Origin of the sequence: Vibrio sp. IB15, assembly GCF_016406055.1 — a bacterium.
In the GTDB taxonomy this organism is placed as follows: domain Bacteria; phylum Pseudomonadota; class Gammaproteobacteria; order Enterobacterales; family Vibrionaceae; genus Vibrio; species Vibrio chagasii.
Genome location: NZ_JAEFCE010000016.1, coordinates 1 through 14,991, shown reverse-complemented (window position 1 = coordinate 14,991; position 14,991 = coordinate 1). Strand labels below are relative to the sequence as shown.

At 43.8% G+C, this 14,991-nt stretch carries 12 protein-coding genes; 7 read left to right on the top strand and 5 right to left on the bottom strand.

Going from position 1 to position 14,991, the window contains the following annotated elements; genetic code table 11:
- Positions 1 to 1,104 (bottom strand): ABC transporter substrate-binding protein, encoded by a 1,104-nt coding sequence (locus JC606_RS08010; RefSeq protein WP_198778381.1) that lies wholly within the window; start codon positions 1,102 to 1,104, stop codon positions 1 to 3.
- 211 nt (positions 1,105 to 1,315) lie between these two features.
- Between JC606_RS08010 and JC606_RS08005 the strand changes: the two genes are divergently transcribed.
- Positions 1,316 to 2,044, top strand: coding sequence for a UTRA domain-containing protein (locus JC606_RS08005; protein ID WP_198778380.1), 729 nt, complete (start codon positions 1,316 to 1,318; stop codon positions 2,042 to 2,044).
- A 98-nt stretch (positions 2,045 to 2,142) separates the two neighbouring features.
- Here the strand turns inward: JC606_RS08005 and JC606_RS08000 are convergent, their stop codons facing one another.
- Positions 2,143 to 4,533 (bottom strand): response regulator, encoded by a 2,391-nt coding sequence (locus tag JC606_RS08000; protein WP_198778379.1) that lies wholly within the window; start codon positions 4,531 to 4,533, stop codon positions 2,143 to 2,145.
- A gap of 88 nt (positions 4,534 to 4,621) precedes the next feature.
- Here JC606_RS08000 and JC606_RS07995 point away from each other — a divergent pair, with 88 nt between their 5' ends.
- On the top strand, positions 4,622 to 5,380 hold the full coding sequence (locus tag JC606_RS07995) for a substrate-binding periplasmic protein (RefSeq protein WP_198778378.1): 759 nt from the start codon (positions 4,622 to 4,624) through the stop codon (positions 5,378 to 5,380).
- 125 nt (positions 5,381 to 5,505) lie between these two features.
- Here JC606_RS07995 and JC606_RS07990 read toward each other — a convergent pair whose 3' ends face one another.
- Together JC606_RS07990 and JC606_RS07985 are read right to left on the bottom strand one after the other, a co-directional pair.
- Positions 5,506 to 6,066, bottom strand: a complete 561-nt coding sequence (locus tag JC606_RS07990) for an NADAR family protein (protein ID WP_137407960.1) — start codon at positions 6,064 to 6,066, stop codon at positions 5,506 to 5,508.
- Positions 6,067 to 6,255: 189 nt separating this feature from the next.
- Complete coding sequence (locus JC606_RS07985; RefSeq protein ID WP_004736928.1) at positions 6,256 to 6,450, bottom strand: PA3496 family putative envelope integrity protein; 195 nt, start codon at positions 6,448 to 6,450, stop codon at positions 6,256 to 6,258.
- Between the two features lie 362 nt (positions 6,451 to 6,812).
- On the opposite strand from JC606_RS07985, the gene JC606_RS07980 reads away from it, so the two are divergent.
- The 3 genes from JC606_RS07980 to JC606_RS07970 are packed head-to-tail and all read left to right on the top strand — an operon-like array spanning position 6,813 to position 9,057.
- Positions 6,813 to 7,637 (top strand): ABC transporter ATP-binding protein, encoded by an 825-nt coding sequence (locus tag JC606_RS07980; protein ID WP_198778377.1) that lies wholly within the window; start codon positions 6,813 to 6,815, stop codon positions 7,635 to 7,637.
- An 8-nt stretch (positions 7,638 to 7,645) separates the two neighbouring features.
- The gene (locus JC606_RS07975) at positions 7,646 to 8,578 is read left to right on the top strand and encodes an ATP-binding cassette domain-containing protein (RefSeq protein WP_137407958.1); all 933 of its coding nucleotides are present in this window, start codon (positions 7,646 to 7,648) and stop codon (positions 8,576 to 8,578) included.
- On the top strand, positions 8,575 to 9,057 hold the full coding sequence (locus JC606_RS07970) for a transcriptional regulator (RefSeq protein ID WP_137407957.1): 483 nt from the start codon (positions 8,575 to 8,577) through the stop codon (positions 9,055 to 9,057). The genes JC606_RS07975 and JC606_RS07970 overlap by 4 nt, the downstream gene beginning before the upstream one ends.
- A 379-nt stretch (positions 9,058 to 9,436) precedes the next feature.
- Here the strand turns inward: JC606_RS07970 and JC606_RS07965 are convergent, their stop codons facing one another.
- Positions 9,437 to 11,416 carry a replication initiator protein RctB domain-containing protein gene (locus JC606_RS07965; protein ID WP_198778376.1) on the bottom strand — a complete coding sequence of 660 codons (1,980 nt, stop codon included), beginning with the start codon at positions 11,414 to 11,416 and terminating at the stop codon, positions 9,437 to 9,439.
- A gap of 1,281 nt (positions 11,417 to 12,697) precedes the next feature.
- Between JC606_RS07965 and JC606_RS07960 the strand changes: the two genes are divergently transcribed.
- Both JC606_RS07960 and JC606_RS07955 read left to right on the top strand, forming a co-directional pair.
- Positions 12,698 to 13,915, top strand: coding sequence for a ParA family protein (locus JC606_RS07960; protein ID WP_008217969.1), 1,218 nt, complete (start codon positions 12,698 to 12,700; stop codon positions 13,913 to 13,915).
- Positions 13,916 to 13,920: 5 nt separating this feature from the next.
- Complete coding sequence (locus JC606_RS07955; protein ID WP_102425412.1) at positions 13,921 to 14,895, top strand: ParB/RepB/Spo0J family partition protein; 975 nt, start codon at positions 13,921 to 13,923, stop codon at positions 14,893 to 14,895.
- Positions 14,896 to 14,991: the final 96 nt, after the last annotated feature.

Below are 14,991 nucleotides of genomic sequence, written 5' to 3'. Positions count from 1 at the left end.
TTACTGCTGGTGAATCAAGACGCTTTCTTGCCATTGGCGCGGCAGACGACGTGCTGATTTTTCCCATGCTGAGAAGTCAGTGACGGGATGAACGTTGCTGTATTGCTCGTTCGAGATCAGCTTGTCTTGTACTGATTGAGGTAGCGTCACGTTGCTACGGATTGGGCGCGCGTAACCTTCTGCTAGGTTGATCTGGCCTTGGTCGCTGAAGATGTATTCACGAGCTAACTTCGCCGCATTCGGGTTCTTTGCGTATTTATTGATGATGGTTGTGTAACCAGAGATCACTGAACCATCTTGTGGAATATTTACAGTAAAGCGCTCACGATCAATCTTGTCACGGTAGTTCAGTGCATTGAAATCCCACATGATCGCTACTTCCACTTCACCTTTTTCAAGGTTCGCAATGCTTGGATCGGTGTAAGATAGGCGGCCTTGCTTCGCTAGCTCACCAAAGAATTTGATAGCAGGCTTTAGGTTCGACTCGTCACCGCCGTTAGCAAATGCAGCCGCGAGAATCGCGTTGTTTGCTTGCGCTGCTACGCCAACGTCACCAACAGTGACTTTGTAATCGCCTTCTAGTAGGTCACTCCAAGATTTTGGTGCATCTTCAACAAGATTGTTGTTTGAGATGAACGAGATAGTGCCCGTATAGGCCAGAGCCCAGTGACCATCTTTGTCTTTCGCCCAGTCTGGAATATCATTCCAAGTACTTGGCTTGTATGGCTGAGTCACGTCTTTCTTCACCGCAACACGTGCAAAGGCGAAGCCAACGTCACCGATATCTGCGGTTGCGTTTCTTTTCTCTGCTTCAAATTTCGAGATCTCTTGTGCCGAGCTCATGTCTGTATCCTGATGCTTCAAACCGTAGTTTGCTTTCAGATCAGCCCATGTGCCTTTCCAGTTTGCCCAACTGTCTGGCATGCCCACACTGTAAACTGCACCCTCTTTTTGAGCGGCCTCAATCAGTGACTCAAGATCAGCATCCTTCGCCATCGCTGGCATTGAAAGTGTTGCCGTTATTAGCGTTGCGCCGATTAATTTTGCAGGTGAACCAATCAGTTTGGCTGGCGATACAGTTGAACGGCTAAGCAAAGTTTTCATTGTCTCTATCCCTCTGGACTAGGTCAGTAAGTTCGTTTTGTATACTATCGCCAGAGTGTGACGCTTTCGCGCAACTTATTTGACAGTTAGGGTGCATTTTCGTGGCAGTTATATTTCACTCATATGACAGTAAGCCTTTGTTTACTGTCACATTCCTGTTAACTCCATGGTTTACCTTATTGAGCATACGAACTTATGGACTAGATTAGTAATGAGAACATTGGCAACAGCACAATCAGGGACACAACTAGGCAGAATTAAGGCGAGCATTAGAGAACAACTTCAATCGGGTATCTTCACCGAGGGGCAAAAACTGCCATCCGAACGAGAGCTCAGCGAACTGTTTTCCACCACACGAATCACACTCAAAGATGCATTGGTGTCGTTAGAAACTGAAGGTCTGATATACCGAGAGGAGCGCCGAGGATGGTATGTGTCACCCGAACGTATTCGCTACAACCCATTATCTCGCTCTCACTTTCATCAAATGATTCGCGAACAAGATCGCATTGCAGAAACAAGGCTGCTGAGCACCCGCACAGAGATGGCCGCAGGCGATTACGCCAAAGCATTAGAGATAGATCAGATAACCCCGATACACGTGATTGAGCGATTACGCTTTATTGATGGCCGAGCGGTGCTGTTCGTCGAAAACGTCTTAAAAGCACCCCTGTTTGAAAAAATATTGTCGGAAAACCTCACCATGTCACTGACAAGTATCTACCGAGAAAAATACGGCTACGAAACCAAACGATCGCGCTTTGATGTAATTCCCACTTCAGCCCCAGCCTATGTCGCTAAGGCGCTAAATTTGGCTGAGGGTCAACCGGTGCTGAAGATCTGCCGTGTGAACTACAAGCAAGATGGCGAGTTGATGGACTGCGAACTGGAATACTGGCGACCAGACTCAGTAGTGATCCACATTGATAGCATTGGCTAGTGCCGTATCTTTTTAGAGAGTAAAGTCACATATACAAAAACTCCGACGGATTAAGTCGGAGTTTTGGGTTTTAACGATGAGATTTAATGGCGCGCGGACTAAACAATCTTCTGCTCACTGTCGCCTGTAAGCTTGTTCTTATCAGACAAAAAACTCGCTACGACTTCTCTCAGTGTACCTTGATTAACAGGCTTAGGTAGAAACTCATCCATCCCCACATCAAAACATAAGTGCTTATCTTTCAGCACTACGTTGGCTGTCAGCGCCACAATAGGAATATGTTTCGACGTCCCTTCTTCGAGTGCTCTAATCTGTTTCGTCGCTTCAAAACCATCGAGCACTGGCATCTGACAATCCATGAAGATCATCTGATATTCGTTGTGCTTAAATTTATCGACTCCGACTTTACCGTTGTCGGCAATGTCCACTTCAAAACCAAGCTTCTTGAGCATCATCTTGGCAACTTGTTGGTTGACTCTGGAGTCTTCGACCACCAGTACTTTACCGCTAAATAACGAAGTTTCAGTTTGAGGCTTAGACTCTTCAACCTTAACGCTCTCTTTCGCCACCACCGCGGGTTTAGTGGTTGATAGAGGGTCATTGTCCTTAAACGCCACCTCACCTCGATTTGGATAGGTAAAGGTCTCGGTTTCAGCTGTTCTCGCCAACACCTCACTGATGGTCCATTTAAGCTGGTTATCTTGATACGGGCGAGCAATGTAGGCAATAAACCCCACTTGCTTAGCATGCATTTCGTCTTGCTTACGAGGGTCGGCAGAGATCATGACAAGCTTAGGGCAGGCTTTGCCAAAGCGCTCTATCAGTTTTCTTGCAAGCTGGAACCCATCGATGGAAGGCATCAATTTATCAACCAACACTAAGTCGTAAGGCGAAGCGTTTTCGACAGACTCTGAAACGAGCTCTAGCGCTTCGGTTGCTGTTTGACAGCATGTAGAGGACACACCAAACGATTGTAGCTGTGTCGATGTGATACGCATGTTCAGTTGGCTATCATCCACCAGCAACACCGAGACCTTATTGAAATCGATATTACTCTCGTCGAGCTCCAAACACGGATCAAAGTCAGCCGCAAAGTAAAAGGTACTGCCCTTGCCTTCAATACTGGTTAGCTCAAGCTTACTGCCCATTAAGGACACTATCTTATCGCATATGGTCAGACCCAATCCTGTGCCGCCGTAAATACGAGTGGTGCTGCCGTCGGCCTGCTGAAACTTATCGAATACCGATTTTTGCTTATCTTCTGCGATACCAATACCACTGTCAGCAACTTCAAATCGAACTCTCAACTTCTGCTCAGGCTCGATCACTTTTTCTAAGCGAAGAGAAAGCGTCACATGACCTCGCTCGGTAAATTTGATGGCGTTGCCGACTAAGTTATTCAGTACCTGTCTGAGCTGGGTTCCATCTCCAATCACCATGGTGGGGATCTTAGGGTCTATCTCCAATTGGAATCGTAAACCTTTTTGTTCGGCTTTCACTCTGAAGGTCGATTCAACATCGGCTGCAATACCCATCATTTTCATTGGTTCTTGTTGCAGTTCTAAACGTCCCGCTTCAATTTTCGAATAATCCAAGATGTCGTTAATAAGGTCTAGAAGAGTTAACGAAGAGGTATTGAGCATGTTGACGTACTCTTTTTGCTCTTTCGGCATATCCATTTCTGAAAGCAGAGACGAAAGTCCGATGATTCCGTTCATTGGAGTGCGGATTTCGTGGCTCATGTTAGCCAAAAATTCACTCTTGTTGCGGTTAGCAACTTCAGCCGTCTCTTTAGCTTTAATCAACTCTTGATACTGTTGACGAATGCGTTCGATTGATTGGTTGTAGCTGTTTTCCAGCGTCGATATTTCATCTTTATAAGTAGAGTCAGTTGGCGTTAAAAAACGGGGTTTATTGTCTTCAACTTGCTGCTCGTTTATCTGAGAGGACATGGTCATCAAGCGTTTGACGACCAAGCGATAAACAATGGCCAAAGAGACCAATGACAGCAAAAAGATTTTCACGGCTTCAAAAGCGAGTAGCAACAGCACTCGTTCTTCGAAGTCATTGAGGATCATACTTAAATCGGATTGCACCGTGAGGGTGGCAAGTGGGAAGTCTTTCCCCCCCATTTGATACACCATTTCCCATGACTGAGAATAAGATTGCCCGGTTGTGGGGCTGCCAAGCTCTAAGATTTTTTCGTCAGGGCTTACGATAAGGAGATAACTGACGGAAGGGAGACGCGAAATGCCCTCCGCTTGTACAAACAACTGAGCGCGATCTTCAACCCATAGGCTTGACGTTAAACCAGAAAGGTAGCCAGCTTTAACCTGCTCGATCTGAGAACTGATAAAAGAAACTCGATTTTGGTACTCCACATACAGCCCCAGACCTGTCACTATGACTGTGAATAAGGTACTGATGGCAATGATGGCCCCGATCAACTGTCGAGAGAGTCCAATATAGCGTTTTCCTTTTTTCACCATATAAAAATTACCAATGTTGTTATCTTAGTAAACTACAATTACTCAACTAGTATAGTAGTAGTCATTCATCAAATAACTAGGGAAGGTTATGAAAAAACATATTATCGTTGCATCCATAGTCAGTTTGTTTTCAAGCAGTTATGCTTTCTCAAGCGAGCCTCTTCACTACTACATTATTGCGAGCCAAGCGCAACCTTTTCAGATCGAAACTGACGGGTCATCCCACAGAGGAATCGTTTCTGATATTGTTGAAGCAGTGTTTGACGATAGCCAGTACGAGATTAACTACCACACCTACCCTTTTAATCGAATGATTGACAAGCTAGATGCGAGAGAGAACCCAAATTGGGTTACCTATGGCAGTCCTAGCTGGGGAAACATCCAATCAGTAAACCTGTCTGAAGAGCCAATTTACAATGTAAAACACGTATTGCTGAGTAGCGGTAAGAAACCGTTCGAGTTCAATACCATTGACGATTTAGATGGCAAGGCAGTGGTATTGCTCGTGGGATTTGAATATCCAAACTTAGAGCCGTACATCAAGCAAGGCAAGCTCAATGAGATCCGAGTAAAAGATTATACAGCCGCATTCCGCGTTATTAACCGTGCACCTGGTGATACCGTATTTGTAGAAATGGAATCACGAATCAAATACAACCTAAACGATCAGAAACTCAATATCGATGATTACCAAATGCAGGACTTCGGTTCAGTCATCAGTAACTACCCAATTCATTTGGCTTTCGACCCAGAAATGGATCCCAAGCTCGAAACTTTTATTAACCAACGTTTAGACCAAATGAAAGACGATGGACAGCTTGATGACATCGTCCAAAGTTACTTATAGTTCTAACGTCATTCTATGGCTCGTTAGCGCACTCTAGCGACTTCGGATACCGGAACTACAGAAATACAAAAGGCCGCTCTGTTTTTAGCGTACAAGCTAAACAGAGCGGCCTTTTTAATGTGTAATTAATGTGATGTGATCAAATGCAGTTGCTGACTACGAAGTTGTTGGCGCACTGCCATCAAAATTTTCCCTAAGTGATTCTCACCGGTTCCATCTCCCCCATCTCCCCAAAAATGGTCTTTATGAGAGTGCTCTTTGATCACCGAATCACCCGTGCTCGTTAAAAACAAAGCAAACTGCGGGTTCTGTGTGAATTTCTCGGTCACAATGAATCGCATTACCTCTACACGAATATCGTACCAGTCCTCTCGAACCTGCTCTTCGTATTGGCGGCTCAAAGCGAATGCTTCAGCAGGTGTGCAGGCTTCAAGAATCATGTTTCTCAGCGACGGTGAAGAAAACTTCATTGCCTGATAATAGTGCTCACTGGTTGCCCACACTTGCCCATCTACCTTGATCGGGCAAGCAGCAAAATTTGAAAGGTATCCGTTCGGATCTTCTGGTTCATAAAACAACACTTCTTCAGCTTGAGCCACAGAATTGGACATAGCCTTCTCCCTACCAACGACATCGCATATTTTTGCTTTGCCTTTAAAATTAGTGGCGTCACATATTGCTGTCAAACAACTTAGTTCAAGAGTATGCCGTCAGCCTGCTTTTAAACAAAAAATAGAGACCACTGAGAAAATTTGTGTGAGTGAACTTTGTGTCCAGAAGGTGAAATTACAGATGAGAATCGAAAGAGAGATGAATAAAGTGCTTATAAATCAAAGGGTGGCACTGAGCCACCCTATTAAATGCAATCGGGGATATTAGTGAATAAGACCCAGCTCCCTCGCTTCTTCCAGACTCAAACCGCTTTCTCTAATTTCTCTTAGCGCCTCGATACGACGACGAGCTTCAGCGGACTTCATTTTCTTTTCTGGCTTGAAAGATACTTCTTCTTCAGCATCCCACTTGTTTGCAATGTTTGTCATTTCATCATGGTTGATAGAATTAATGGACATGTTTTCCTCCGAAAAGCACCATGTAATGGACAGGTAATCTGTAGCAAATGCTATTTCGCTTGTTAAGAAATTCTGCACTGAAATGTGATGATTCCGACGCTTCATAAAGCTAATTAATAAATGGCTCATTTAAACTTTGCCAAAGCCATTTTCTGCAATTACATTTAAAAGATTCCCCATAAGAAATGTGGTTTGATCCAACTCTCACTTTCCTCCCTTAGTTTTCGCGTTTCCCACTGAAAATTCCTGAAATACCCCAAGATAAATTTCGAGGCACTTCATTGTTTTTGTGCTGATCGCTTTCACTAAATCCAACACATGTTAATGATAATAGTTATCAATATCATAACTGAGTATCTATTATGTCTATGGAAAATCCAGATACACCTCTTCTCGAAGTGAAGAACCTATGTGTCGACTACATCACCGATGACGGAGACTTCAACGCGGTAAAGTCCGTCAGCTTTAGCATAGGACAAGGAGAAATCTTTGGCCTGGCTGGCGAGTCAGGCTGTGGCAAGAGCACCATCGCATTTGCCATTAACCGACTTCATAAGCCGCCCGCATTCATCTCTGGCGGTCAAATACTTTTTGGTGGGCAAGACCTACTGAGACTATCTGACAGCCAGCTTAATACATTACGCTGGAGTGAGATCGCCATGGTGTTTCAGAGTGCCATGAACTCACTCAACCCAGTGTTAACCATTGAAGAACAGTTTGCCGATGTGTTACGCCACCACAAAGGGATGAGTGATGAACAAGCCAAGGATCGCGCAGAAAAGCTGCTCGACCTAGTGAATATCCCTCGTCATCGCCTGACCGAATATCCTCACCAATTTAGTGGCGGTATGCGTCAACGATTAGTGATTGCGATTGCTCTCGCGCTCAATCCCAAACTGATCATCATGGATGAGCCAACCACGGCATTGGATGTCGTCGTTCAACGAGAAATATTGCAACAGATACACCAACTCAGAGAAGAGTTCGGCTTCTCAATCCTCTTTATCACCCACGATTTGGCCCTGATGAGCCAGCTGTGTGACCGCATTGCCATTATGCGTCATGGCAAGATAGTTGAAGTCAATCAAGCCTATGAGATTCGCAATAACCCTCAACACTCCTACACCCAAAAGCTGTGGAGTTCATTCCCTAATATTCACGAACATGCTCACGCCACAGCGTGCTAGGAGCTTCAATGTCACAACCAATTATGCAAGTAAAAAACCTCGTTAAAGAGTTCACCGTTGGTGGCGGATTTGGCAAAGAGGAGATATTTAGAGCCCTGCATGGCGTGAGTTTTGACTTATACGCAGGAAGAACGTTAGCTCTCGTTGGCGAATCAGGCTGCGGAAAAAGTACCTGCGCGAGGCTAATGACCAAGGTTTACCCACCGACAGAAGGCGAGATCCTGTTCAATGGCAAAGACATCTCAACCCTCAACAGCCGCAAAGAGATCTTGGACTACCGCAGCAGAGTGCAAATGGTGTTCCAAGACCCGTTTGGCTCGTTGAATCCGACACATACTATAGAGCACCATTTAACGCGCCCTCTCAAGATTCATAAGCAAGTCGCTAATAAAAAAGCGCTAGCAGAGCGTCTGGAAGAGTTATTAACGCTGGTGGAGTTACCCATTGAAACACTGGCTAAGTACCCTCACGAGCTCAGTGGAGGCCAAAGACAAAGGGTTAACCTAGCAAGAGCACTGGCTGTTGGTGCTGAGGTTATTCTTGCCGACGAACCCACCTCCATGCTGGATGTTTCAATTCGACTTGGCGTGCTCAACCTAATGCAACGAATGAAGAAAGAACTCGGGATTGGCTTTTTGTACATAACCCATGATCTCGCGACCGCACATTACATAGCAGAAGAAACAGCAGTTATGTACAAAGGACAGATCGTCGAATGGGGATCCACTCAGTCGATCTTGACCAATCCTCAACACCCATACACCAAGCTATTGAGCTCTGCGGTGCCAGATCCTGATCTGCCATTTGGCGAACTCGTTAAAAATGAACCAAACTATTCAATAGACGCAGATCGTATTCGAGAACAAAGCAGTGAAATACAGCATAACGTTAAGCAAGTTGCTGATAATCACTTTGTAAAACAATGGGATAATGTTGCATGAATGAACTAGACACTTGGTTAGAGCGGATCGGAGATTGGTACAAAGCCCGAAAGCATGATCAAGTGGAACGGTTAGAACCTTTGCTCTTAACGCCTCCAGATGCACTCTGGGGGCCGTTGATCACGGATGAACAAAGCAAAGGCATCGCATGTTGGTTAGATGGCTGCCTGAGAATCTTTACCTTCTATCGACAGCCGAACGAAAATGCACACCATCAAGAAAAGGCTTACCAATACCTAATGTTTGCTTACGGCAAGCTGCAAGCGGTGTCTTGTGACCCCAAAGCGGAGCCAGACTTGCAAGAGTGGTGTACTCAACGAGTTCAGCATCTGTGTGTACTGGCTCTAGAGTTTGCCAATCAACAGCAGGAGCCGCGCTGGCAAGCAGAATCAGAGAAGTTGATCGAGTCGCATGTCCGCTTTATGGCCAGCCATCCCCGAAACGATGATCAAGGCAATGTAAAACATCAGATTCACTGATCACCGAGTTATTGATCTGATACTTTTTCGTAAAAGTTTTCATCGGTAGCGATGAGTTGGATCCATGAAAGCATGATCTAGCCTTGATCATGCTTCGGTAAAGAATATCTTAAGCTGTTGATTTTTAATAGTTAGGCGGATTTTAGACAAAAAAAAGCGAGTCCCTTGGGGGAACTCGCAAAAATCTATTCAGTATGATGTAACAAAATATGAGCCAATCTATTAATCATAAGAAAGGACAAAAGGTTGTCTATTCGGGATAAATAATAATCAACCGAGTGCGCTACTTTGTCATCACTTTGTCAGCGTTAGGTGCGGTTCTTATCAACACCTAATGTGTTTCAAAGACCCATTCATAGCACTGAAAACTGGCACAGAATTAATGACCTATCGCCATTTCATCCAACGCTAGGAATACATTTTCATCCAAATGCCCTTCGTGAACTTGCTTACAAACCTTACGACGCACCGCTAAGCCTGAGATAAGACGTTCAATCGAAAGGTGGCGATTACTGTTACTATCGCGATCGTTATATAGCTCAATTAACTTACTTAGTGTTTCGTAAGGAATGATCTCATCCCCTACTCTCAGCCAATCAAGCTTCTCAATAAGCTCTGAACACTCTTCTTTGATTGAGGCATGCGAGTGCCCTGTCATAGCAGATAAAGCCGTTATACTGCGTTCTAGAGCCTCTGCAGAGGTATATTTAGAGAGCGTTATCATGATCTCATCAGCGTTAATCTCTACAGAGTGCTTACGTTGTTTAACGCGACGTCCTAACTTGCCTCTTGGTGATGGTGCTTTACGTTGGATTGGCTCGAACTCACCATCAATGATTTCAGACAGCTCTTCCAGCTTCTGCTTGGAAACCATTTCGTTACGAAGCGGGTTCGGTAGCGTCGGCGCCATATTACGTTTACCGGCGTTGGTAGTTCGTGCTCTTGAGTAACGTAGTACTTCTTCCACGTTACACTTGATATCTACTTGATAATCCGTCGTTTTGCCTTTTTCGATCAACGCGGTGATCGTCAAGTGATAACCCCAAAGGTTAACCAGGAAGGTATCTTCATGATCCCCTACTTCGCCCAACTTTCTGAGTTCACGGATCAGATCCATCGAGAACCGACGCCAATCAATGTTACGCGCCAATTTCTGGTTGAGCTCACTGAGCAACATACAATCTGAATGACGACGTGCCATGCGGCTTCTAAAGTACGAATACATTTGGAAGACCAAGGTATGTTGCTTCAGAATTTCTGGCGGAAATAGGAAGAAATAATCACGCGTCAGCAGCTCTTCGTAGAACGAAGGTTCCCAAACCAAGATGTATAGGTTCGGTTTAATGCGAATTTCGCCGTCAGAGCCCTCTGTAGGCGCTTCTTCCGATGCGGTAATGGTTCTAGCTAAGAATCGGAAACGATCACTCTTAAAACCTTCTGGCATGTTCTCACTAAGCCAGCGGCCTGTAAGCTCATGCAGTTGGAAATCAGTGAATTCAATACGATCAATACTGTCGCGGATCGAATCACGTGCTGGGCCGCTGTCTTTCTTGCCACGCAAAGACAAAATATCAGTGATGTAGAGTGGTGTTTTGTTCGGTGTGTGTTTAGCGTCTAGGTGGTAATCATCTTGGTGATGATCATGATATTGAACGGTGAGCGTAAATAACGCGAATAGCGTCATCAGATCGTCAACCGTCATGATATTTTTAGAAGATCGTGTCTCGATCACCGCTCGAGTGCCAGAGATCGAAACCATGGATTTCTGGTAGCTCTTACGAGTTCTAGGCGGCGCTAACGCTTGATCAATAATCCCCGCCCAATTGGTTGGCGAAACAATGAATTGATCCGCTTCATCTTTCATCGTTGGTGGGGTATTCAGTCCATGTTCATTCAGTAAGCGCTTGTTTACTTTGGTTTGAGCTAGGGCTTTAGAGCGCTTTTGCTTTTCATTTTGTTTCACGCTTTCTGTTACTAAGCTTGTGGCACCCAGTACCGAAATCAGTTGGTTTGGGTTCACAAAGCGATGCAACATGGTTTTACCAGCAAGGCCTTCTTCAAAGCGAACGGGGATTTGTTTGAACAATCCAATATTGACTGCTGCTCTCAGCCTTTGCTGTAAGGCCGCGCGAGTGACTTGACCATCGGTTGATTCGATAATCTCAGTGGTGGAGACGTATCCGTCTTTGCTACTAAACCCACGAAGTGAAATTAGGTTAAGAAGCTCAACTATGCTTTTGGTGACACCTTTGAAGTGTTGATATTGTTCTATCCATTCAACGGCTGTTTCAGATACCTCAAATAAATGACCATCTTTATGGCTTCGTGCCTTAATTAACAATTTCTCTTCTGGTTTCATTTTTGATCCGTATCACACTAACCGTAATTTCACTATAGTTCCTGAATGATAAAGAAAGAATGATCATAAATAAAGAGAATTTATTGGCTTTTAAATAACTGATCTTTTTGATTAATATGATCTTAAATGATTAAGTGATCTAATGATCTGGCTGTAAGTTTGCTTTTAAGTTGCTGAATTTAAACTGTTAAATAAAATTCGCTTGGAAAGCATGATCATAAGTTACTCGAAACGATGATCATAAAACAGAAGAAAGCATGATCACAGCGAGTCAGAACGATGATCATTAAGTCATTGTAAGTATGATCATTATTGATTCGAAAGCATGATCATTATGGTTATACAGCTTATCCACAGCCGATCTTTGTCTACTTTGTTTCGAAGTACTTATTTGCTGGCAATGTGGATATTTTTGATTATCAATGTATCGGAACGATGATCAAGTAAGTCGGTATTTTTATCGTTCCTACCTCCTGTCGTACAAAATCCACTCAATATTGATTACTCATTACTGATTTGGAGCTCCGGAAAGAGAACCCGCTAAATATAGGAAGCATGATCATGAAATTGTCATGTTTACGTATTCTCAGCTCGTGTCGATTGAATTTCCTAGTGTTTAAGCCTTATGAGCCTTGAATCCCCATTCCAAAAGCATTCGTCCGTAAGTTAGCCCTGAAAATATATGCTTCCGAAACGATATCTGCTTGATCATTTTTCCGGAGATTGATCATTTGGAGCGCGCATTTTAGTGGATCAATATTGGGGACCATAAGCCTTGATCATGCTTCATAATATGTGCTTATCAATCCAAGCATATGTGATGAAACCAATGATCATTCTTCCGTCGTCGTCGGCGACACGATTGTTCGTTTGGCCAACTGACGACTAAATTTTAGGTCTGCGAGTTATTTATCTAGCATCAATCAACTCTGTTATTGAACGTGTATGTTCATCACCTGTTTCACAGTCAATATTCGAATACAAATCACATCTACCGTAATCTATGGTTGTATTTCAATCGTTCCGAAGGTTTTTCTTCATATTCGCATTTACATTGTAAATAAGTGATGCTGTAACATTTAAAATCTAAGGAGAAATTAGGCTCGTTATACACTATGAAAATGGTCAAATTTGTATTCGTTTTAGATACTATTTCATCAAACTGTAAAAATTCAGTCTATTTTATGTGATTTTACTCATAAATGTATGTTCATGTTTTTGTTGTTTTTATTGTTAATCGCTGTACAATTTGTACTTAGTTAATCATTACGGAAACTGGCAATGAAAAGAGAACAAACGATTGATAAGCTCTATCAGCTAGCCGAACAAACTCAACAAGTTCAGGCTGACCGAATTGAGATTATTTTGGAAGAGCGAAGTGATGAGCATTTTCCGCCTATGTCTAAGGCCATGATGGAGACTCGTTCTGGTTTAACTCGTCGTAAATTGGATGAAGCTATCACTAAGCTTGAGGCGGAAGGCCATCAGTTTACGAAGAATAATGCCAACCATTACTCGATTTCATTGACCGAAGCTCACATGCTAATGGACGCGGCTGAAGTGCCAAAGTTCCACCAACGTAAACAGCATGCGGGCAATAAGCCATGGATTATCAACGTACAGAACCAAAAGGGTGGTACGGGTAAATCAATGACAGCGGTTCATTTAGCGGCATGCTTATCTTTGAATCTTGATAAGCGTTACCGCATCTGTCTGATCGATTTAGATCCACAAGGCTCACTGCGTTTGTTCCTAAACCCACAAATTAGTGGTGCTGAGCACGATAGCATTTATTCTGCTGTTGATATCATGCTGGACAACGTGCCTGAAGGCCAAGAGGTTGACCAAGAATTTCTGCGCAAAAATGTATTGTTGCCAACACAATATCCAAACCTAAAGACGATTTCTGCGTTCCCAGAAGATGCAATGTTTAATGCTGAGGCGTGGCAAAGCCTTTCTCAAGATCAGTCTTTAGACATTGTTCGTCTTTTAAAAGAGAAGCTTATCGATAAAATCGCGGACGATTTCGATGTGATTATGATTGATACTGGCCCTCACGTAGACCCACTTGTATGGAACGCAATGTACGCGTCTAACGCGCTATTGATTCCATGTGCGGCGAAGCGTTTGGACTGGGCTTCAACGGTTAACTTCTTCCAACACTTACCAACCGTCTACGAAATGTTCCCGGACGATTGGAAAGGGCTTGAGTTTGTTCGTCTGATGCCAACCATGTTTGAAGACGACAACAAGAAACAGGTATCAGTACTGACTGAAATGAACTACCTGTTGAATGACCAAGTCATGATGGCAACCATTCCAAGAAGCCGCGCATTCGAGACTTGCGCAGATACTTACAGCACGGTTTTCGACCTTACTGTGAGTGATTTTGAAGGTGGTAAGAAGACTCTGGCTGTCGCTCAAGACGCGGTACAAAAAAGTGCTCTAGAATTAGAGCGAGTATTACATAGCAACTGGCCTTCACTTAATCAGGGATAACAAGAATGGCAATTAAAACATCTGACTTAAATGCAAAGCTATTTGGTAAGGCGAACAAACGTCGTGTTGCTACGCCTCAAGAAGCGCAAACGGCTGCTAAAGAACAGGCTCAAGTGATCGAGCTTTCTGTTGCTGGCGAAGATTTAGTTTCATTTGAATTGGTTCGAATTCCTGCTTCTGAAGTAGCAACTCGCACCGTTGTTTTTGAAGAGAATGCTCGTGAGCAATCTTTCCTAAACGAACATGCTCTTTCTGATGTTCTTACAACATTGAAAGAACGCGGTCAGCAATATCCAGCAGTTGGTCGTAAAAACAAAGACGGTAAGATTGAAGTTCTTGATGGTAGCCGTCGTCGTATGTCGTGTATTTTGGCTGACAAAGAGTTCCTTATCTATGTTGCTGAAAACATTAACGGCGAACACGCTAAGTTCTTATCTGACGTTGCAAACGCTCATAAACCACTTTCTCTGTACGAGAAGGGGAAAGAGATGCAAGCGAAGCTTGATAAAGGCGAAGCTGAAGACCAAAAAGCGCTAGCAAAAATGTTCCAATGCAGTGAGGCGCTAGTAAGTGGTGCATTGAAAGCAGCCGCTTTACCACTGGAATTACTGCAAGCTTACCCAAATGTGAGCGATCTTGGTCGCCCAACGATTGTTAAACTGCATAAACAATTCAGCGGCCTGACTGACGACCAACAACAATCGTTACTGACTAAGTGTGATGCGTCTGAAGGTTTTGTGTGGCAGCGCAGCGAAGCACAAGGTGTAACTCGTTTAACTAAAGACGTAACGGAAACACTAGAAGGTTGGATTCTTGAACTGGCTCCTGCGCCAGCGAAAAAAGCATCACCTAAAGTTGAGCTTATCAAAGGTCGTGCTTCATACAGCCGTAAAGGCTCTAATCTAGCGCTAAACCTGAAGAAAGTTGACGATGCAACGATGCAAGAAATCCTAGCGTTCGTGCAATCGAAACTCGACTAAGTAATCTTTCCAAACTTCTCTAAAGCCGCTTTATGAAGTGACCCCGTAAAGTTGGACATTTCTGTTAAGCGGCTTTCAAGGCCTGAGTTCGATATT

Bases quoted from the DNA above. Each gene is read 5' to 3' on its own strand.
- JC606_RS08010 (WP_198778381.1), bottom strand. From the start codon at position 1,104: ATGAAAACTTTGCTTAGCCGTTCAACTGTATCGCCAGCCAAACTGATT.
- JC606_RS08005 (WP_198778380.1), top strand. From the start codon at position 1,316: ATGAGAACATTGGCAACAGCACAATCAGGGACACAACTAGGCAGAATT.
- JC606_RS08000 (WP_198778379.1), bottom strand. From the start codon at position 4,533: ATGGTGAAAAAAGGAAAACGCTATATTGGACTCTCTCGACAGTTGATC.
- JC606_RS07995 (WP_198778378.1), top strand. From the start codon at position 4,622: ATGAAAAAACATATTATCGTTGCATCCATAGTCAGTTTGTTTTCAAGC.
- JC606_RS07985 (WP_004736928.1), bottom strand. From the start codon at position 6,450: ATGTCCATTAATTCTATCAACCATGATGAAATGACAAACATTGCAAAC.
- JC606_RS07980 (WP_198778377.1), top strand. From the start codon at position 6,813: ATGTCTATGGAAAATCCAGATACACCTCTTCTCGAAGTGAAGAACCTA.
- JC606_RS07975 (WP_137407958.1), top strand. From the start codon at position 7,646: ATGTCACAACCAATTATGCAAGTAAAAAACCTCGTTAAAGAGTTCACC.
- JC606_RS07970 (WP_137407957.1), top strand. From the start codon at position 8,575: ATGAATGAACTAGACACTTGGTTAGAGCGGATCGGAGATTGGTACAAA.
- JC606_RS07965 (WP_198778376.1), bottom strand. From the start codon at position 11,416: ATGAAACCAGAAGAGAAATTGTTAATTAAGGCACGAAGCCATAAAGAT.
- JC606_RS07960 (WP_008217969.1), top strand. From the start codon at position 12,698: ATGAAAAGAGAACAAACGATTGATAAGCTCTATCAGCTAGCCGAACAA.
- JC606_RS07955 (WP_102425412.1), top strand. From the start codon at position 13,921: ATGGCAATTAAAACATCTGACTTAAATGCAAAGCTATTTGGTAAGGCG.